Consider the following 18596-nt stretch of genomic DNA (forward strand, 5'->3'; position numbering starts at 1 on the left):
TGCTCAGGGAGCGTTCCGGTGGCTGACATACATCTCGACAGTGCGGTATTGGCCGGCTTGCAGGACATCATGGAGGCTGAGTATCCATTGCTGCTCGATACCTTCGTCGCCGACTCCGAAGAACGCCTGCGCCTGCTCCACCAAGCCCTCGCAAACAACGATGCCCACGAACTTCGCCTGGCGGCCCACAGCTTTAAAGGCAGCTGCAGCAACATGGGCGCGCCGTTGCTGGCGAACCTGTGTAAGCAACTGGAAGACGACTCGCGCAGCGCCACCGTGCTGGCGGATGCGCCAGCGGTGCTGGAGCAGATCGAACGCGAATTTGCCATTGTGCGGATTTTGCTGAAGTCCGAGCGCCAGCGGTTTTCATCGTTGTAGGAGCCAGCTTGCTGGCGAACCCTGCAAACTTCGTTAAGCGCCTTTTCCACGGTTCGCCAGCAAGCTGGCTACTACGCAAAACGTGGGCAGCGCAAAGTTGGCCCATCCCTTGCTATCTCTCCATCACGACCCACCCGCACGGAGAGAGTGCTAAATGTCCGTTGCCTCAGATCCACTTCTGAATTCCGCCCCTGTGGCCAAGCCGCAAGCAGCGCCTGCGAAGTCTCAGCCTAAACAGGCCGAGCCCAGCAAGGACGATGCTTCCAGCTTCGCCAAGGTGTATGCCAAGGAGCGTCAGGACAAGGCTGTCGACCGTAACGAAGCGGCCGCCAAGTCCAAAAATGCCAAGTCCAACGACAAGGCTGACGACAGCAAACCCGCCGAGCAAACCACTGCAGCGGCAACCACGGACGAGCCGGCCGTTGCCGATAGCGGCAATCCCTTGCCGACCGAGCCGGTAGTCGGCGAGCCGGTAATCGACCCGATGATTCTGCTGGCCATGGCCGGGCAGCAGATGCAGCAGCCGACCACCGAAGACACGGCGCTGCCGACCACGGGGGAGGGCGAGGAAGCCCTCGATATACCGTTGTCGCTCACCGGCATGGTGACGCCACAAATCACCCAGACCGAAGACACCGGCCACGACCCGCAGGTGGATGCCATGAGCGAGTTGCCGGGCGTCGACCTGGTGCTCGACCTGGCGGCCAAGGCGCAAGCGGCGAATCAGAAGGGCGCCAGCAATCCATCCGCCGCCCAGGCCGGGCAAACCGGCGGCCAGGATTTTGCCGCTGCCATGGCGCAGCTAACGGGCAACACCGAAGGCGGCGAAAGCCAGATCACCGACGAGCTGGGTTTGCTGGATAAAGGCAAAGACAGCATCGAGGCCTTAAAAGACAGCAGCGTCGACCTGCCCAGCGATTCGTTTGCCAACAAGCTCAGCGCGTTGAATCAGGCGGTCAATCAGCAGGTCACCCAGGCGCAGCGCACGCCGCTGGTGCCAGGCGCGCCGGTGTCGATGCAGCAGGGCGTGTGGACCGAAGACGTGGTCGACAAGGTAATGTGGATGTCCAGCCAGAACCTGAAATCGGCCGACATCCAGCTCGATCCGCCAGACCTTGGCCGCCTGGAAGTGCGCATCAACATGGCTCAGGACGCCGCCACCCAAGTGACCTTCGCCAGCCCGCACATGGCGGTACGCGATGCGGTGACAGAATCCATGCACCGCCTGCGTGAGATGTTCACGCAGCAAGGCATGACCATGGACGTCAATGTGTCTGATCAGTCGCTCAACCGCGGCTGGGCCGGGCAGAACGGCGGCGATGGCCAGCAGAGCCGTGGTGGCTCCAGCAACAGCGGTTTCGGTGGGAGCGATGAAGAGATCAGCGTCGGCACCAGCGAAATTCGCAGCAACGGCGCCGTCACCGGTGGCCGTGGTCTGGTGGACTACTACGCCTAAGCTGACACTGGCGGCGGCCGGGCCGTCAGGCACATGTGATCTAGACTGACAACGCCCGCTTACCAATTCGGTAAGCGGGCGTTGTTGTTTCTGCCGCGTTTTTTCAGTGACAGCGTCAGACGCGGCTGGTATATCGCTGCGCCCGTTGCGTTAGAACCAACGCTGGAGCTGGGCTTCAGACATGTAATGGATGAGCAATTGCAGTAAACGGTCTGTGTTGTAGGTAGTTTCCCAGAGCGTCCTCCGCTATGTTTGCTCTACTGCTGGCAGCAATTGTCGTGCAAACAGCTTGTTAGCACTCGTGCCTGGCAAGCTGGCATAACACTTGCTCCTAACCCTTTGAACACGGATAGATTTCCGATCAGTGACGGATTATTGGCATGGCTAAGAAAGAAAAAGCAGCAGCACCGGCGGCCGATGGCTCCGCACCGCCTCCCGGCAAGGGCAAGCTGAAGCTGATCATCCTGATTGTGGTCGGCCTGCTGATCGCCATCGGTGGCTCGGTCGGCGCCACCTGGTTCTTGATGCACAAGAGCGCGCCTGCTGCCGAAGCGGCAAAGGAAGGCGAGCACGGCGGCGCCGAAGAGGGCAAAGGCCCGGACGGCAAACCGCTGAAAAAAGAGGCGATTTACGAAGTGTTGGCGCCAGCCTTTGTGGTGAATTTCAACGTCAACGGGCGCCAGCGGTATATGCAAGTCAGCGTCGCCTTGATGGCGCGCGATAAAGATAAAGTCGACGCGCTCAAGGCCCATATGCCGGTGCTGCGCAATAACCTGGTGTTGCTGTTCTCGGGCCAGAATTTTGACAACCTGACGACCCCGGTCGGCAAGGAAATGCTCCGTCAGTTGGCCACCGCCAGCGTGCAGGAACTGGCGAAGAAAGAAGTGGGCGATACCACGGTCGAGCAAGTGCTGTTCACCAATATCGTTCTGCAATAAACCCGTTATTCAGTCACCGTCTTTCAGTAGGTAACGCAGATGGCCGTCCAAGACCTGTTATCCCAGGATGAAATCGATGCCCTGTTGCATGGTGTCGACGACGGCGCGGTGGAAACCGAAGACGCCGCCATCCCCGGCAGCGTCAAAAGTTACGACCTCTCCAGCCAGGACCGCATCGTGCGCGGGCGCATGCCCACGCTGGAAATGATCAACGAGCGCTTCGCGCGCTACACCCGTATCAGCATGTTCAACCTGTTGCGCCGCTCGGCCGACGTCGCCGTGGGCGGCGTGCAGGTGATGAAGTTCGGCGAGTACGTGCATTCGCTGTACGTGCCCACCAGCCTCAACCTGGTGAAGATGAAACCGCTGCGCGGCACCGGCCTGTTCATTCTCGACGCCAAGCTGGTGTTCAAGCTGGTGGACAACTTCTTCGGCGGCGACGGCCGTCACGCCAAGATCGAAGGCCGGGAATTCACCCCCACCGAATTGCGCGTGGTACGCATGGTTATCGACCAGGCGTTTATCGACCTCAAGGAAGCCTGGCACGCGGTGCTGGATGTGAACTTCGAGTACATGAACTCGGAAGTAAACCCGGCGCTGGCCAACATCGTCAGCCCCAGCGAAGTGGTGGTGGTGTCGACCTTCCACATCGAGTTGGACGGCGGTGGCGGCGACCTGCACGTGACCATGCCGTATTCGATGATCGAACCGATTCGCGACATGCTCGACGCCGGCTTCCAGTCCGATGTCGACGACCAGGACGAGCGTTGGGTCAAGGCCCTGCGCGAAGACATCCTCGACGTCAGCGTGCCCTTGGCCGCGACCATCGCGCGCCGTCAATTGAGGCTGCGCGACATTCTGCATATGCAGCCCGGCGATGTGATTCCCGTGGACATGCCCGAAGAAATGATCATGCGGGCCAGCGGCGTGCCGGCCTTCAAGGTCAAGCTCGGCGCCCACAAAGGCAACCTGGCCTTCCAGGTGCTGGAACCGATTGAACGCTGAGCGACTCCGCCAGCTTTAAACCCATTAGCACCACCGAATAATGCAAGGCGAGGAACACATGGCAGACGAAGAAGAAACCTCCCCGGAAGAGCAGGCACTGGCAGACGAATGGGCGGCTGCGCTCTCTGAGGCCGGTGACGCGAACCAGGACGACATCGACGCGATGCTCAACCAGAGCGCCGGCGAAAGCAGCGCGCCGCGCGCCTCGATGGAAGAGTTCGCCAGCTCGCCAAAAAACAACCTGCCGGTGAGTTTGGAAGGCCCGAACCTGGATGTGATTCTCGACATTCCGGTGTCCATTTCCATGGAAGTGGGCAACACCGAAATCACCATCCGCAACCTGTTGCAACTCAACCAGGGCTCGGTCATCGAGCTTGATCGCCTGGCCGGTGAACCGCTGGACGTGTTGGTCAATGGCACCCTGATCGCCCATGGCGAAGTGGTGGTAGTGAACGAGAAATTCGGCATCCGCCTGACTGACGTGATCAGCCCAAGCGAACGCATCAAGAAGCTGCGCTAAACCATGAGTCCATCGTTTCTACGTCGGCGGGCGGCGTTGCTGGTCACGGCATTGCCGCTGCTGGCCAGTGCTGCCGAGCCGGGCAAAACCCTGGCCACGCCCATGGCCGAAGGCAGCATGGGCGGTCAGCTGGTTCAGGTGCTGCTGGGTTTGCTGCTGGTGATCGGCATGATTTTCGTGCTGGCCTGGCTGCTGCGCCGTGTGCAGCAGATCGGCCCGCGCGGCGGCCAGGTCATCAAACTGGTTGCCAGCCAACCGCTGGGCCCGCGTGAGCGGCTGGTGCTGGTGCAGGTGGGCAATGAGCAAATTCTGCTGGGCCTCACGGCCGGGCGCATTACCCCGCTGCACACATTGAAAGAGCCGGTGTACGTGGCCGACACCCAAGCCGCCACGCCGGAGTTCGCCCAGCGCCTGATGGAGCTGTTGGGCAAGGATCAGAAGGACAAACCGTGATGAGTCTGTTGCGCCTGCTGCTGGCGATTGGGTTGAGCCTGGCGGCACCTCTGGTTCTGGCGGCCGATCCGCTGACCATGCCCGCCATCACCATGACCACCAACCCGGCAGGACAGCAGGAATATTCGGTCAGCCTGCAGATTTTGCTGCTGATGACCGCGCTGACGTTCATTCCCGCGTTCGTCATGCTGATGACCAGCTTCACCCGCATCATCATCGTGTTTTCGATTCTGCGTCAGGCCCTGGGCTTGCAGCAGACGCCGTCGAACCAGATTCTCACCGGCATGGCGCTGTTCCTCACCATGTTCATCATGGCGCCGGTGTTCGATCAGGTGAACCGCGATGCCTTGCAGCCGTATTTGAACGAGCAGATGACCGCCCGCGACGCGATTGCCAAGGCCGAAGTGCCGGTTAAGAACTTCATGCTGGCGCAAACCCGCTCCTCGGATCTGGAGCTGTTTATTCGGCTGTCCAAACGCACCGACATTCCCTCCGCCGACCAGGCGCCGCTGACCATTCTGGTGCCGGCGTTCGTGACCTCGGAGCTGAAAACGGCGTTCCAGATCGGCTTTATGATCTTTATTCCGTTCCTGATTATCGACCTGGTGGTCGCCAGTATCCTCATGGCCATGGGCATGATGATGCTGTCGCCGCTGATCATTTCGCTGCCGTTCAAAATCATGCTGTTCGTGTTGATCGACGGTTGGGCCCTCATCATTGGCACCTTGGCCAGCAGCTTCGGCGGCACTTAGCCGAGCCGGGCCGGGAGAACGCACATGACCCCAGAAGTAGCGGTAGACCTGTTTCGCGAAGCGCTGTGGCTGACTGCCGTGATGGTGGCCATTCTGGTGGTGCCGAGCCTGGTGGTCGGCCTGATCGTCGCCATGTTCCAGGCGGCCACGCAGATCAACGAACAAACCCTGAGCTTTCTGCCACGCCTGCTGGTGATGCTGGTGACCTTGATCTGGGCGGGCCCCTGGCTGATTCGCTCGTTCATGGAATACATCACCAACCTCTACACCAACATTCCGTTCCTGATCGGCTAAGCCATGTTTGAGCTGAGCGGTGAGCAGATCGGCGGCTGGGTGGGCGGTTTTCTGCTGCCGTTTTTCCGCATCGCCGGCTTGCTGATGACGATGCCGATCATCGGCACGCAGCTGGTGCCGATGCGCGTGCGCATCTATCTGGCGCTGGCCTTCACCCTTGTGATCTACCCCAGCCTGCCGCCTGCGCCCGCCGTCGATGCGCTGAACCTGGCCACGGTGTTTCTGGTGGCCAAGGAAGTGCTCGTCGGGGCGATGCTCGGCTTTGTGCTGCAATTGTTCTTTCATGCATTCGTGGTGGGCGGGCAAATTCTGGCCACGCAGATGGGCTTTGGTTTTGCCTCCATGGTCGACCCCACCAACGGCGTGTCGGTGGCGGTCATCGGGCAGTTTTTCACCATGCTGGTGACGCTGTTGTTCCTGGCCATGAACGGGCATCTGGTGGCGTTTGAAATCCTGGCCGAAAGCTTTGTGACCATGCCTATCGGCACCGGCCTGACCACCAACCACTACTGGAACATCGCCACCAGTCTAGGCTGGGTGTTGGGCGCCGGTTTGTTGCTGGTGCTGCCGGCCATTACCGCGCTGCTCATCGTTAACATCGCCTTTGGTGTGATGACGCGGGCGGCGCCGCAGCTGAACATTTTCTCGATTGGTTTTCCGCTCACCCTGGTGATGGGCTTTGTGATCATTTGGATCAGCCTGTCGGACTTTCTCTCTCACTATCAACTGATGGTCAGCGATGCCCTGCAGTTGCTACGCGAATTGGTACAGGCGAAATAGGCCATGGCCGAGAACGAGAATGGCGCGGAGAAGAGTGAAGAGCCCACGGACAAGCGACGCCGCGAGTCGCGAGAGAAGGGCCAGATCGCGCGCTCGCGCGAGCTCAATACCTTTGTCGTGCTGGTGGCGGGCGTTGGCGCGCTGATGAGCTACGGCGGCGCCATGGGCGATGCCATGGCCACCATCATGAAAGAGAATTTCTCCCTCAGCCGCGAGCTGTTGATGGATAACGGCAGCATGGCGCTGCAGTTTGAAAATGCCATTTACATCGCCCTGATGGCGCTGTTCCCGTTCTTTGTCGTGCTGTTGGTGGCCTCGATTCTTGGGCCGATTGGCCTGGGTGGCTGGCTGTTTTCGCCGCAGTCGATGGCGCCGAACTTCGGGCGGCTCAACCCGTTGCCTGGGATCAAGCGCATGTTCTCGGCCAAGGCCGGTCTGGAGCTGCTCAAAGCCCTGGCCAAGTTCGCCTTGGTGCTGATGGTGGCGCTGGCGGTGCTCAACGCCGACAAGCGCGACCTGTTGGCCCTGGCTCATGAACCGCTGGAAGCGGCGATCATGCACAGCATCACGGTGGTCGGGCGCAGCGCCATGTGGATGGCCTGGGGGCTGATCTTCATTGCGGCGGTGGACGTACCATTCCAGCTCTGGGACAACCGGCAAAAAATGCTGATGACCAAGCAGGAAGTGCGCGACGAATACAAAGACAGCGAGGGCAAGCCCGAGGTCAAACAGCGCATTCGCCAGATGCAACGGGAAATGGCCGAGCGCCGCATGATGGCCGCCGTGCCCCAGGCCGACGTGGTCATTACCAACCCGACGCACTTTGCCGTCGCGCTGAAATACGACCCGCAGCAAGGCGGAGCGCCGATATTGTTGGCCAAGGGTGGCGACTTTGTGGCGCTGAAAATTCGCGAGATCGCCAACGAACACAAAGTGATGGTGCTGGAATCGCCTGGCCTGGCGCGGGCGATTTTCCACTCTACCGACCTGGATCGCGAGATTCCCGCCGGGCTGTATTTGGCCGTGGCGCAGGTGTTGGCCTACGTCTACCAATTGCGCCAATTCCGTTCAGGCAAAGGCAAGCGGCCTGATCCCCTCAAAGATGTGCCCATCCCGCCAGACTTGCGCCGCGACGAATAACCGACCGGGGACTTGTAGGAGCGACCTTGGTCGCGAATCCTGCAAACCCCTTTCGCGACCAAGGTCGCTCCTACAAAAAAGCATTCAAGCCCCAATCCCAAAGTTGGACGACTTCTTGCAAAAGCCCCGCTAGCGACGCGTTTGCGTCAAAAGTTTGAATGGCGAGGAATGGGCTTGTGGCAATAGATCGCGCACAACTGATCGGGGATTTTCGGGGCAACCTGGCGGGGTTGCGTCAGGGCAATATCGGCATTCCGCTGTTGCTGGTGGTCATGCTCGGTATGGTCATGCTGCCGGTGCCGCCGTTCATTCTGGACGTGCTGTTTACCTTCAGCTTGGCGCTCGCCATCGTCGTGCTGCTGGTGGCGATCTACGCCTTACGACCGCTGGATTTCGCCGTATTCCCGACCATTTTGCTGGCCGCTACGCTGCTGCGGCTGGGGCTCAACGTGGCCTCGACCCGCGTTGTATTGCTGCACGGTCAGGAAGGCCACGACGCCGCCGGTAAGGTGATTCAGGCCTTCGGTGAGGTGGTGATCGGCGGTAACTACGTGGTCGGTATCGTGGTGTTCGCGATTTTGATGATCATCAACTTCGTCGTAGTGACCAAGGGTGCCGGCCGTATCTCCGAGGTGAGCGCGCGCTTCACCCTCGACGCCATGCCCGGCAAGCAAATGGCGATTGACGCCGACCTCAACGCTGGCCTGATCGATCAGGCGCAAGCCAAGCTGCGCCGCAGCGAAGTATCGCAAGAGGCCGACTTCTACGGCTCCATGGACGGTGCGAGCAAGTTCGTACGCGGTGACGCCGTTGCCGGTCTGCTGATTCTGTTTATTAACCTGATCGGCGGCATGGCCATCGGTATCGTCCAGCACGACCTGAGTTTTGGCGACGCCGGCCGCATCTACACCTTGCTGACTATCGGTGACGGTCTGGTGGCGCAGATTCCATCGCTGCTGCTGTCCACCGCTGCCGCGATCATGGTGACCCGTGTTTCCAGCTCGGAAGACATGGGCCAGCAAGTGACCCGGCAAATGTTCGCTTCACCGAAAGCCTTGGGCGTGGCGGCCGGGCTGATCATCGCCATGGGCCTGGTGCCCGGCATGCCGCATTTCTCGTTCCTCAGCTTCGGCCTGGTTGCCGCTGCCGGCGCTTACTGGATCGCCAACAAACAACGCAAAGCCAAAGTCGCCGAAGTGGCGGAAGTGCAGCGCCAACAGGAACTGCTGCCAGCCCAGCGCGCCCAGGAAGTGAAAGAACTCGGTTGGGACGACGTAACGCCGGTGGACATGGTGGGCCTGGAAGTTGGTTATCGCCTGATTCCGCTGGTAGACCGCAACCAAGGCGGCCAACTGCTGGCGCGGATCAAGGGTGTGCGTAAAAAACTGTCGCAAGAGATGGGCTTTTTGATGCCCTCGGTGCACATCCGCGACAACCTCGATTTGCAGCCCAACGCCTACCGTTTGACGCTCATGGGCGTAAGCCTGGCCGAAGCCGAGATCTACCCGGATCGCGAGTTGGCGATCAACCCTGGCCAGGTGTTCGGCACGCTCAACGGCGTGGCCGCCAAAGATCCGGCGTTCGGCCTGGAAGCGGTGTGGATCGACCAGTTCCAGCGCGATCAGGCGCAGTCCCTGGGTTACACCGTGGTAGACGCCAGCACCGTGGTCGCCACGCACCTTAACCAGGTGCTGCACAAACACGCCCATGAACTGCTCGGCCACGAGGAAGTGCAGCAGTTGCTGCAATTGCTGGCCAAGGGCTCGCCAAAACTGGCGGAAGAACTGGTGCCGGGCGTGGTTTCGCTGTCGACCCTGCTCAAGGTGTTGCAGTCGTTGCTGCAAGAGCAGGTGCCGGTGCGGGATATCCGCTCCATCGCCGAAGCGATCAGCAACGTGAAGAGTCAAGATCCCGCCGCCATGGTGGCAGCGGTGCGCGTCGCGCTGTCGCGCTCAATCGTGCAAGGCATTGTGGGACTAGAGCCGGAGCTGCCTGTGATCACCTTGGAACCCAGGTTGGAACAGATATTGCTCAATAGCCTACAGAAGGCCGGTCAAGGCTCCGAGGATGGCATTCTCCTGGAGCCGAGCATGGCCGAGAAGCTGCAGCGTTCCCTGGTGGACGCCGCGCAACGCCAGGAAATGCTCGGCAAGCCAGCGATTCTGCTGGTAGCCGGTCCGGTTCGGGCGATGCTCTCGCGGTTCGCACGGTTGGCAGTACCGACCATGCACGTGTTGGCGTACCAGGAAATCCCAGACAACAAGCAGGTCACCATCGTTGCCACGGTGGGTCAGAACTGAACTGAGGCTTAGGTCATGCAAGTTAAACGCTTTTTCGCCGCCGATATGCGTCAAGTCATGAAGTTGGTTCGCGATGAGCTGGGCGCCGATGCGTCCATCATCGGCACGCGCCGTGTCGCCGGAGGCGTGGAATTGACCGCTGCCCTGGACTACCAGGCGCCGGTGATTCCTGCACGCCAGCCGAACCCTGAGCTTGAGAACGAGCTGCGTCGCACGCAGTCGATGCTGGTGTCGGCGCAAGCCGATCTGGCCACCCGCGTGGCCGGCGAAAAGATGAAAGACGGTCAGTTGTTCGCCAATGAATCCATCGTGGCGCCAGAACTGCCGGCTTCGTTCGTGCGCCCTGAGCGTCCGAAACCAGCTGCCGCGCCTGCGCCGGAACCTGCGAAGGCGGTGGCAACCGACCAACGCAGCCTTGATGCCATGCGTTTCGAATTGAACGGCCTGCGCGAGTTGATCGAAGTGCAACTGGGCTCGATGGCCTGGGGTCAGATGCAAAGTCGCCGTCCGCAACAGGCTGCGCTGTGGCGTCGTCTGCAACGCATGGGCTTGCCGGCAGAGTTGTCGCGCGTGCTGCTGGAGCGGGTGTCTGCAGTGTCCGAGCAACGTCAGGCCTGGCGCATGATTCTCGCCCACCTGGCCCACGCCATCAAAACGCCAAAAGTCGAGCCGCTGGAAGAGGGCGGTGTGATCGCGCTGGTTGGCCCGGCTGGTATGGGTAAAACCACTACACTGGCAAAAATGGCGGCGCGTTATGTTTTGAAATACGGCGCGCAACACGTGGCGCTGGTGAGCATGGACAGTTACCGCATCGGTGCTCAGGAACAACTGAAAACCTTGGGCCGCATTCTTAATGTGTCAGTGACCCAGGTGGACCCCGGCACCTCGTTGACCCAAGCGCTGGAACCATTGGCGCGCAAACGTGTGGTGCTGATCGATACCGCTGGCTTGCCGGGCAATGATCCGGCGCTGCACATGCAGTTGGAAACCTTGGCGGGTCGTGGGGTCAAATCGAAAAATTATCTGGTTCTGGCCGCTACCAGCCAGAGCCAAGTGCTCAAGGCGGCCTACCATAGCTATAAGCGTTGCGGTCTGAGTGGCTGTATTCTTACCAAGGCCGATGAAGCGACCAGTTTGGGCGAGGTTTTAAGTCTGGCTATAAGCCAGCATCTACCGGTAGCCTATCTGGCAGACGGTCCGCGCATTCCAGATGATCTGCACGTTCCACGCAGTCATCAGTTGGTGAGTCGCGCCGTGAGTTTGCAGGCGCCTCAGGAGCCCAGTGAAGACGCCATGGCCGACATGTTCGCCGGGCTGTACCAGAACCCGGCGCGTCGCGCAGGCTGATTCGCTGTAGAGCAAAGCAGTAACGAAATTTAGTCGTTCAGGTGGGCCCGGTGCCGGGCCTGAACGTAATCAGCCAAGTGGCCTCAGTCGAGCTAGACAAGGTGTGTAGATAACATGGGTATGCATCCCGTACAGGTGATCGCGGTGACTGGCGGCAAGGGTGGCGTCGGCAAGACCAATGTATCGGTCAATCTTTCCCTGGCCCTGGCTGACCTCGGTCGGCGTGTGATGCTAATGGACGCCGACCTCGGCTTGGCCAACGTCGACGTGCTGTTGGGCCTGTCGGCCAAGCGCACCCTGGCCGACGTCATCAGTGGCGAATGCGAACTGCGCGACGTGCTGCTGCAAGGGCCGGGCGGCATCCGCATCGTGCCGGCAGCCTCCGGCACGCAAAGCATGGTGCAGCTCACGCCCATGCAACACGCTGGCCTGATTCAGGCGTTCAGCGACATCAGTGACAACCTCGATGTATTGGTGATCGACACCGCCGCCGGTATCGGCGATGCGGTGGTGAGCTTTGTGCGCGCGGCCCAGGAAGTGGTTGTGGTGGTGTGCGATGAGCCCACCTCGATCACCGACGCCTACGCCCTGATCAAACTGCTGAACCGCGACCACGGCATGAGCCGTTTCCGCGTGCTGGCCAATATGGCGCACAGCCCACAGGAAGGTCGCAACCTCTTTGCTAAGCTGACCAAAGTGACTGATCGTTTCCTCGACGTCGCCTTGCAATACGTCGGCGCTGTGCCTTACGACGAGTCGGTACGCAAGGCGGTACAGAAGCAACGCGCAGTTTATGAGGCCTTCCCTCGCTCCAAGTGCGCGCTGGCATTCAAGGCCATCGCGCAGAAGGTCGACACCTGGCCGTTACCAGCCAATCCGCGCGGGCACCTGGAGTTCTTCGTGGAGCGTCTGGTCCAGCAACCGCTTGCTGATACGGCCGTATGACATCAGGCAATGGGCTCCGTATGTATAGCAAGGCACAGGCGCAGGACTCCCAGCACCAGTTGATCGAGCGTTACGCGCCTCTGGTCAAACGCATCGCGTACCACTTGCTGGCACGTCTGCCGGCAAGTGTGCAGGTGGAAGATCTGATCCAGGCCGGCATGATCGGTCTGCTTGAAGCGTCAAAGAAATACGACTCCAGCAAAGGCGCCAGTTTTGAAACTTTCGCCGGCATTCGCATACGTGGATCTATGCTGGATGAAGTGCGCAAGGGCGATTGGGCACCGCGTTCGGTGCACCGCAACAGTCGCATGGTCAGTGACGCAATCCGAAAAATTGAAGCCCGAACGGGTAGAGACGCTAAAGATCAAGAAGTTGCGGCCGAACTCCAATTGAGTCTCGAGGATTACTACGGCATTCTTGGCGACACTTTGGGCAGCCGCTTGTTCAGTTTCGACGACCTTCTTCAGGACGGCGAGCACACAGGTCTGCGTGAAGACGCTGGCATTACCCACTTCGAGCCTTCGCGCGATCTGGAAGATGAACGCTTCCAATCGGCATTGGCGGCGGCCATCTCTGGACTGCCTGAACGTGAACAGTTGGTGTTGTCGCTGTATTACGACGAAGAACTGAATCTCAAGGAAATTGGCGAAGTGCTGGGGGTCAGCGAATCGCGGGTCAGCCAGTTGCATAGCCAGTGTGCCGCTCGTTTGCGTGCACGCTTGAGCGAGTGGCGCGCTAGCTGAGCGGCACTGCCAGTTTCTCGATTCAACGCGCATCCAGGTGCTGGGTGCGTTTAGGACTGTACGGAGGTCGACTTGGACAAAAACATGAAAATCCTCATCGTTGACGACTTCTCAACGATGCGACGGATCATCAAGAACCTCTTGCGTGACTTGGGATTCACCAACACCGCTGAGGCTGATGACGGAACCACCGCTTTACCCATGCTGCAAAGCGGCAGCTTCGACTTTCTCGTCACTGACTGGAACATGCCGGGAATGACCGGTATCGACCTGTTGCGTGCGGTTCGCGCCGATGACCGTCTCAAGCACCTGCCGGTGCTGATGGTGACTGCCGAAGCCAAGCGCGATCAGATTATCGAAGCGGCGCAGGCCGGGGTGAATGGCTACGTAGTGAAGCCGTTCACAGCTCAAGTGCTGAAAGAGAAGATCGAAAAAATCTTCGAGCGTGTTAACGGCTGATCCCGGCCGTGGGGGCAATATGGCGCACGACGATCTACCCATGGGCGACCTTGAGTCGTCCCTAAAATCCAATGCCCGCGAGCTCGTTGAGAGCCTTGAAAAAGGTAATTTTGGCGAAGCGGTGCAGCTCATCCATGAGCTCAACAAAGTGCGCGACCGTGGTCTTTACCACGAAGTGGGAAAACTGACGCGTGAGCTGCACAACGCCATCGTCAACTTCCAACTTGACCCACGCGTGCCACACGCCAAGGAAGTGTCGCAAATCACCGACGCCACCGAACGCCTGAACTATGTCGTGACGATGACCGAGAAAGCGGCCAATCGCACCATGGATCTGGTGGAGCAGAGTGCGCCGCTGGTTAACGACCTCAACGATGAAGCCACTGCGCTGGGCGCCGACTGGGGTCGCTTTATGCGCCGCGAGTTGGGTGCCGAAGCCTTCCGCGAATTGGCCAAGCGCATCGAACTGTTTCTCGCCCGAAGCGAACGTGACAGCAGCAAATTGTCGGGGCATCTCAACGACATTCTGCTCGCCCAGGATTACCAGGACCTCACCGGTCAGGTGATCAAGCGCGTGACGCAACTGGTTACCGAAGTGGAAAGCAACCTGCTGAAACTGGTGCTTATGGCCAGCCAAGTGGACCGTTTCGCAGGTATCGAGCACGACCATGCCGTGCTGCGCGCCGAGCAAGAACAACAAAAAGAGCCTTCTCATGGTGAAGGTCCGCAGATTCATGCCGATAAGCGTGAAGACGTCGCTTCCAATCAGGACGACGTGGACGATCTGCTATCAAGCTTGGGATTCTAGGGAGCACACAGATGAGCTTCGGCGCCGATGAAGAAATCCTCCAGGACTTCCTGGTAGAGGCCGGCGAAATTCTTGAGCAGTTATCGGAACAATTGGTCGAGCTGGAAAGCCGTCCGGATGATTCCAATCTGCTCAATGCGATTTTCCGCGGATTCCACACCGTCAAAGGTGGCGCCGGCTTCCTCCAGCTCAATGAGCTGGTGGAGTGCTGCCACATTGCCGAAAACGTGTTCGACATCCTGCGCAAGGGTGAGCGGCGCGTTGACTCGGAATTGATGGACGTCGTTCTCGAAGCTCTTGATGCCGTCAACGGCATGTTTTCTGAAGTGCGCGAACGCACCACGCCGACACCGGCCACGCCGGAACTTTTGGCGGCGCTGGCGCGTTTGGCCGAGCCGCAAAGCGCCGCAGAATTGGCCGGTGCGACCGCCGAGCCAGACGCTGAACCCGAACCTGAAGTGGCAGAAGCGCCTGCTGCGGCAGAGGCCTCCGGCGATATCACCGACAGCGAATTCGAGCAGTTGCTCGATGCCCTGCACGACGAGCCCAAAGCGCCGGTCGCAGCCGCCAGCGGTGATGAAATTACCGACGACGAATTCGAATCGCTGCTCGACCAGTTGCACGGCAAGGGCCAGTTCGCTGCTGCCCCGGCCGCGCCCGCTGCCCCGGTTAGCGCACCGCCTGCCAGTGCAGCCCCGGCTGCTGCCGGTGGTGGCGATGAAATTACCGATGACGAATTTGAAGCGCTGCTGGACCAGTTGCATGGCAAAGGCAAATTTGTAGAACCCGCCGCTGAACCGCAAGCACCCGCCGCGCCAGTAGCAGCGGCAACGCCGGCGGCGAGTGGCGCGGGTGACAACATTACCGACGACGAATTCGAAGCCTTGCTGGATCAACTGCACGGCCAAGGCAAATTCGTAGAACCCGCTGCCCAGGCGCCAGTGCCGGCCGCCGCCGCGCCGGCGAAAGCCGCTGCACCTGCGCCCAAGCCTGCCGCGAAAGCCGAGCCGCCCAAACCTGCCGCCCCGGCTAAACCTGCCGCTGCGCCGGCCCCTGCGCCCGCTGCTGCTGCCGCCGCTGATAAAGCCGGCCCGGCTGCCGAAGCGGAAACCACCGTGCGCGTCGACACCGCGCGGTTGGACGAAATCATGAACATGGTCGGCGAGTTGGTGCTGGTGCGTAACCGTCTGGTGCGCCTGGGGCTTAACAGCGGCGACGAGAACATGTCCAAGGCCGTATCCAACCTCGACGTGGTCACGGCGGATCTGCAAACCGCGGTGATGAAAACCCGCATGCAGCCCATCAAGAAAGTGTTCGGGCGCTTCCCACGTCTGGTTCGCGATCTGGCCCGTAGCCTTAAGAAAGAAATCAACCTAGAGCTGGTCGGTGAAGAAACCGACCTCGACAAAAACCTGGTTGAGGCACTGGCCGACCCGTTGGTTCACTTGGTGCGCAACTCGGTCGACCACGGCATCGAGTCGCCGGAAAAACGCGAAGCCGCCGGCAAAAGCCGCGGCGGCAAAATCGTGCTGTCGGCGCAGCAAGAGGGCGACCACATCCTGCTGTCGATTTCTGACGACGGCAACGGCATGGACCCTGACGTATTGCGCGCCAAAGCGGTTGAGAAAGGCGTGCTCGACAAAGATGCCGCCGACCGCCTCAGTGAAGCCGAATGCTACAACCTGATTTTCGCCCCGGGCTTCTCGACCAAAACCGAGATTTCCGACGTGTCCGGCCGTGGCGTGGGCATGGACGTGGTGAAAACCAAGATTTCCCAGCTCAACGGCATCATCAACATTTACTCGGCCAAAGGCCAAGGCACCAAGATCGTCATCAAGGTGCCGCTGACCTTGGCGATCATGCCGACCTTGATGGTCATGCTCGGCAACCAGGCGTTTGCGTTCCCGCTGGTTAACGTGAACGAAATCTTCCACCTCGACCTGTCGCGCACCAACGTCGTCGACGGTCAGGAAGTGGTGATCGTGCGCGATAAAGCCTTGCCGCTGTTCTACCTCAAGCGCTGGCTCATCAGCAGCGCCCAGCACGAAGAGCAGCACGAAGGCCATGTGGTGATTCTGTCGGTGGGCACGCAGCGCATCGGCTTTGTGGTCGATCAGTTGGTGGGCCAGGAAGAAGTCGTGATCAAGCCGCTGGGCAAGATGCTCCAAGGCACTCCGGGAATGTCCGGGGCCACCATTACGGGTGACGGGCGCATTGCCCTGATTCTGGATGTGCCGAGCATGCTCAAGCGTTACGCACGCCGCATCTGATGCGGTGTGTCACTCAGCGTAGATAAGGCATGGAGCGTGGCATTTACGGGACGTAAATAAGCGCTCCGCCTGCTTGCGCAGCACCAAGCGCGACGGCCCAACCGGGCCTCGGGCGGGTTCAAAGGAGCGGTTATGGCAGTTAAGGTTCTGGTGGTGGACGATTCCGGCTTTTTCCGCCGGCGTGTCTCGGAGATTCTCTCCGCCGACTCGAATATCCAGGTCGTTGGCACTGCCACCAATGGTCGCGAAGCGATCGATCAGGCCCTGGCCCTCAAGCCTGACGTGATCACCATGGACTACGAAATGCCGATGATGGATGGCATTACGGCCGTGCGTCACATCATGCAACGCTGTCCCACTCCGGTGCTGATGTTCTCCTCGCTCACCCACGAAGGCGCGCGCGTCACGCTCGATGCGTTGGATGCCGGTGCGGTGGATTTCCTGCCGAAGAACTTCGAAGACATTTCGCGTAACCCCGAGAAGGTCAAACAACTGCTGTGCGAGAAGGTCCACACCATCGCCCGCAGTAACCGCCGCTACAGCGGTATGCCTGCTGCCGCGCCGGCACCTGCGCCCAGTCATGCACCTGCCGCCAGCTCTTCCAGCACCGCCACCAGCAGCACACCTGCGCGCCCTGCGCCCGTTGCGCCACGGCCGGCCGCTGCAGCGCCTGCTGCCGGCTCCAGCGCAGCGCCAAAGCGCAAGGCGTACAAACTGTTGGCCATCGGCACCTCGACCGGCGGCCCGGTTGCGCTGCAACGCGTTCTGACCCAGCTGCCGGCCAACTTTCCCGCGCCCATCGTGTTGATTCAGCACATGCCGGCCGCCTTCACCAAGGCGTTTGCCGAGCGCTTGGACAAGCTGTGCAAAATCAGCGTGAAAGAAGCCGAAGACGGCGACCAATTGCGCCCCGGCCTGGCCTTGCTGGCGCCTGGTGGCAAACAAATGATGGTCGACGGCCGTGGCACGGTAAAAATTCTGCCGGGCGACGAGCGCCTTAACTATCGCCCCTGCGTCGACATCACGTTCGGCTCCGCCTCCAAAGCCTATGGCGACAAAGTGCTCGCCGTGGTGCTTACCGGCATGGGCGCCGACGGTCGCGAAGGCGCACGCCTGCTCAAGCAGGGCGGCAGCCAGGTGTGGGCACAAGACGAAGCCAGTTGCGTGATTTACGGCATGCCCATGGCCATCGTAAAAGCCAACCTCGCAGATGCGGTTTACAGCCTTGATGACATCGGTCGACACCTGGTGGAGGCCTGTGTCTGATGGATGTACTTAGCCTTATCGGGGTGATTTTGGCGTTCGTTGCCATTCTGGGGGGCAACTACCTGGAAGGCGGCCACGTCGGCGCACTGGTCAATGGCCCGGCTTTTCTGATCGTGGTGGGCGGCACGTTGGGCGCGGCGTTTCTGCAAACGCCGATGTCAGTGTTCAAGCGTTCGCTGGCCGTGGTGCGCTGGATTATTTTCCCGCCGCGCATCGACCTGGCCGGCGGCATCAACCGCGTGGTGGGTTGGAGCATGACGGCGCGAAAGGAAGGCTTGCTCGGTCTGGAAGCGGTCGCTGACGTCGAGGCTGACCCGTACGCCCGCAAAGGCTTGCAATTGCTGGTGGACGGCGCCGAGCCCGAAGCCATTCGCAGCATTCTCGAAGTCGATCTCTACACCCAGGAAGGCCGCGATATTCAGGCTGCCAAGGTGTTCGACAGCATGGGCGGCTACTCGCCCACCATCGGCATCATCGGCGCGGTCATGGGCCTGATCCATGTGATGGGCAACCTGGCCGACCCGAGCATGCTGGGCAGCGGCATCGCCGTGGCGTTTGTCGCCACCATCTACGGCGTGGCGTTGGCCAACCTGTTTTTTTTACCCGTGGGCAACAAGCTCAAAGCCATCGCCTTGCGCCAATCGCGCTACCGGGAAATGCTCCTGGAAGGCATTCTCTCGATTGCCGAGGGTGAGAATCCGCGCTCCATCGAGCTCAAGCTGCAAGGCTTCATGGACTAAAG

At 60.4% G+C, this 18596-nt stretch carries 19 protein-coding genes; all 19 read left to right on the forward strand.

Translation table 11 applies throughout. The features are described 5' to 3' along the window. The first annotated feature begins 18 nt into the window (after positions 1-18). The 19 genes from AC0IW7_RS05790 to AC0IW7_RS05880 all read left to right on the forward strand — a co-directional run bounded on the left by AC0IW7_RS05790 (position 19) and on the right by AC0IW7_RS05880 (position 18594). A complete protein-coding gene (locus AC0IW7_RS05790; RefSeq protein WP_471816368.1) occupies positions 19-378 on the forward strand; it encodes an Hpt domain-containing protein in 360 nt (119 codons plus the stop codon). A gap of 154 nt (positions 379-532) precedes the next feature. After that, entirely contained in the window at positions 533-1834 is a 1302-nt protein-coding gene (locus AC0IW7_RS05795; protein WP_471816370.1) for a flagellar hook-length control protein FliK, read from the forward strand. Positions 1835-2214: 380 nt separating this feature from the next. Continuing rightward, positions 2215-2772, forward strand: coding sequence for a flagellar basal body-associated protein FliL (fliL, locus tag AC0IW7_RS05800; RefSeq protein ID WP_122496964.1), 558 nt, complete (start codon positions 2215-2217; stop codon positions 2770-2772). 39 nt (positions 2773-2811) lie between these two features. Continuing rightward, the gene (gene fliM / locus AC0IW7_RS05805; protein WP_122496966.1) at positions 2812-3777 is read left to right on the forward strand and encodes a flagellar motor switch protein FliM; all 966 of its coding nucleotides are present in this window, start codon (positions 2812-2814) and stop codon (positions 3775-3777) included. 58 nt (positions 3778-3835) lie between these two features. Continuing rightward, positions 3836-4297 (forward strand): flagellar motor switch protein FliN, encoded by a 462-nt coding sequence (fliN, locus tag AC0IW7_RS05810; protein WP_122496968.1) that lies wholly within the window; start codon positions 3836-3838, stop codon positions 4295-4297. A 3-nt stretch (positions 4298-4300) separates the two neighbouring features. Continuing rightward, positions 4301-4750, forward strand: coding sequence for a flagellar biosynthetic protein FliO (gene fliO / locus AC0IW7_RS05815; protein ID WP_471816373.1), 450 nt, complete (start codon positions 4301-4303; stop codon positions 4748-4750). Next, positions 4750-5502, forward strand: coding sequence for a flagellar type III secretion system pore protein FliP (gene fliP, locus AC0IW7_RS05820; protein WP_122496971.1), 753 nt, complete (start codon positions 4750-4752; stop codon positions 5500-5502). Before fliO ends, fliP begins: the two co-directional genes overlap by 1 nt. 24 nt (positions 5503-5526) lie before the next feature. Beyond that, entirely contained in the window at positions 5527-5796 is a 270-nt protein-coding gene (gene fliQ, locus AC0IW7_RS05825) for a flagellar biosynthesis protein FliQ (RefSeq protein ID WP_110618444.1), read from the forward strand. 3 nt (positions 5797-5799) lie between these two features. Further along, positions 5800-6576: a flagellar biosynthetic protein FliR gene (gene fliR, locus AC0IW7_RS05830; protein ID WP_471816374.1), complete on the forward strand. Its 777-nt coding sequence runs from the start codon at positions 5800-5802 to the stop codon at positions 6574-6576. A gap of 3 nt (positions 6577-6579) precedes the next feature. Continuing rightward, a complete protein-coding gene (flhB, locus tag AC0IW7_RS05835; RefSeq protein ID WP_471816376.1) occupies positions 6580-7716 on the forward strand; it encodes a flagellar biosynthesis protein FlhB in 1137 nt (378 codons plus the stop codon). Positions 7717-7898: 182 nt separating this feature from the next. Then, on the forward strand, positions 7899-10016 hold the full coding sequence (flhA, locus tag AC0IW7_RS05840) for a flagellar biosynthesis protein FlhA (RefSeq protein WP_122497295.1): 2118 nt from the start codon (positions 7899-7901) through the stop codon (positions 10014-10016). Between the two features lie 15 nt (positions 10017-10031). Beyond that, entirely contained in the window at positions 10032-11363 is a 1332-nt protein-coding gene (gene flhF / locus AC0IW7_RS05845) for a flagellar biosynthesis protein FlhF (RefSeq protein WP_471816378.1), read from the forward strand. A gap of 114 nt (positions 11364-11477) precedes the next feature. Further along, entirely contained in the window at positions 11478-12308 is an 831-nt protein-coding gene (gene fleN / locus AC0IW7_RS05850) for a flagellar synthesis regulator FleN (RefSeq protein ID WP_471816380.1), read from the forward strand. Continuing rightward, on the forward strand, positions 12305-13051 hold the full coding sequence (gene fliA / locus AC0IW7_RS05855) for an RNA polymerase sigma factor FliA (protein WP_162998629.1): 747 nt from the start codon (positions 12305-12307) through the stop codon (positions 13049-13051). The genes fleN and fliA overlap by 4 nt, the downstream gene beginning before the upstream one ends. Positions 13052-13135: 84 nt before the next feature. Continuing rightward, positions 13136-13510 (forward strand): chemotaxis response regulator CheY, encoded by a 375-nt coding sequence (locus AC0IW7_RS05860; RefSeq protein WP_176947307.1) that lies wholly within the window; start codon positions 13136-13138, stop codon positions 13508-13510. Between the two features lie 19 nt (positions 13511-13529). Next, the gene (locus AC0IW7_RS05865; protein ID WP_471816383.1) at positions 13530-14318 is read left to right on the forward strand and encodes a protein phosphatase CheZ; all 789 of its coding nucleotides are present in this window, start codon (positions 13530-13532) and stop codon (positions 14316-14318) included. Positions 14319-14329: 11 nt separating this feature from the next. Further along, complete coding sequence (locus AC0IW7_RS05870; protein WP_471816384.1) at positions 14330-16588, forward strand: chemotaxis protein CheA; 2259 nt, start codon at positions 14330-14332, stop codon at positions 16586-16588. A gap of 132 nt (positions 16589-16720) precedes the next feature. Then, positions 16721-17854 carry a protein-glutamate methylesterase/protein-glutamine glutaminase gene (locus AC0IW7_RS05875; RefSeq protein ID WP_471816386.1) on the forward strand — a complete coding sequence of 378 codons (1134 nt, stop codon included), beginning with the start codon at positions 16721-16723 and terminating at the stop codon, positions 17852-17854. Beyond that, the gene (locus AC0IW7_RS05880; RefSeq protein ID WP_463536409.1) at positions 17854-18594 is read left to right on the forward strand and encodes a flagellar motor protein; all 741 of its coding nucleotides are present in this window, start codon (positions 17854-17856) and stop codon (positions 18592-18594) included. The genes AC0IW7_RS05875 and AC0IW7_RS05880 overlap by 1 nt, the downstream gene beginning before the upstream one ends. The last annotated feature ends 2 nt before the right edge of the window (positions 18595-18596 follow it).

The sequence above is a fragment of the Pseudomonas sp. AC229 genome (genome assembly GCF_979254655.1).

What these genes read in the sequence shown, in the direction of transcription:
- fliR (WP_471816374.1), top strand. Translation starts at nt 5,800, where the DNA reads ATGTTTGAGCTGAGCGGTGAGCAGATCGGCGGCTGGGTGGGCGGTTTT.
- AC0IW7_RS05880 (WP_463536409.1), top strand. Translation starts at nt 17,854, where the DNA reads ATGGATGTACTTAGCCTTATCGGGGTGATTTTGGCGTTCGTTGCCATT.
- AC0IW7_RS05795 (WP_471816370.1), top strand. Translation starts at nt 533, where the DNA reads ATGTCCGTTGCCTCAGATCCACTTCTGAATTCCGCCCCTGTGGCCAAG.
- fliQ (WP_110618444.1), top strand. Translation starts at nt 5,527, where the DNA reads ATGACCCCAGAAGTAGCGGTAGACCTGTTTCGCGAAGCGCTGTGGCTG.
- AC0IW7_RS05860 (WP_176947307.1), top strand. Translation starts at nt 13,136, where the DNA reads ATGAAAATCCTCATCGTTGACGACTTCTCAACGATGCGACGGATCATC.
- fliO (WP_471816373.1), top strand. Translation starts at nt 4,301, where the DNA reads ATGAGTCCATCGTTTCTACGTCGGCGGGCGGCGTTGCTGGTCACGGCA.
- fliN (WP_122496968.1), top strand. Translation starts at nt 3,836, where the DNA reads ATGGCAGACGAAGAAGAAACCTCCCCGGAAGAGCAGGCACTGGCAGAC.
- fliL (WP_122496964.1), top strand. Translation starts at nt 2,215, where the DNA reads ATGGCTAAGAAAGAAAAAGCAGCAGCACCGGCGGCCGATGGCTCCGCA.
- flhB (WP_471816376.1), top strand. Translation starts at nt 6,580, where the DNA reads ATGGCCGAGAACGAGAATGGCGCGGAGAAGAGTGAAGAGCCCACGGAC.
- fliM (WP_122496966.1), top strand. Translation starts at nt 2,812, where the DNA reads ATGGCCGTCCAAGACCTGTTATCCCAGGATGAAATCGATGCCCTGTTG.
- AC0IW7_RS05870 (WP_471816384.1), top strand. Translation starts at nt 14,330, where the DNA reads ATGAGCTTCGGCGCCGATGAAGAAATCCTCCAGGACTTCCTGGTAGAG.
- AC0IW7_RS05875 (WP_471816386.1), top strand. Translation starts at nt 16,721, where the DNA reads ATGGCAGTTAAGGTTCTGGTGGTGGACGATTCCGGCTTTTTCCGCCGG.
- fliP (WP_122496971.1), top strand. Translation starts at nt 4,750, where the DNA reads ATGAGTCTGTTGCGCCTGCTGCTGGCGATTGGGTTGAGCCTGGCGGCA.
- flhF (WP_471816378.1), top strand. Translation starts at nt 10,032, where the DNA reads ATGCAAGTTAAACGCTTTTTCGCCGCCGATATGCGTCAAGTCATGAAG.
- AC0IW7_RS05865 (WP_471816383.1), top strand. Translation starts at nt 13,530, where the DNA reads ATGGCGCACGACGATCTACCCATGGGCGACCTTGAGTCGTCCCTAAAA.
- fliA (WP_162998629.1), top strand. Translation starts at nt 12,305, where the DNA reads ATGACATCAGGCAATGGGCTCCGTATGTATAGCAAGGCACAGGCGCAG.
- fleN (WP_471816380.1), top strand. Translation starts at nt 11,478, where the DNA reads ATGGGTATGCATCCCGTACAGGTGATCGCGGTGACTGGCGGCAAGGGT.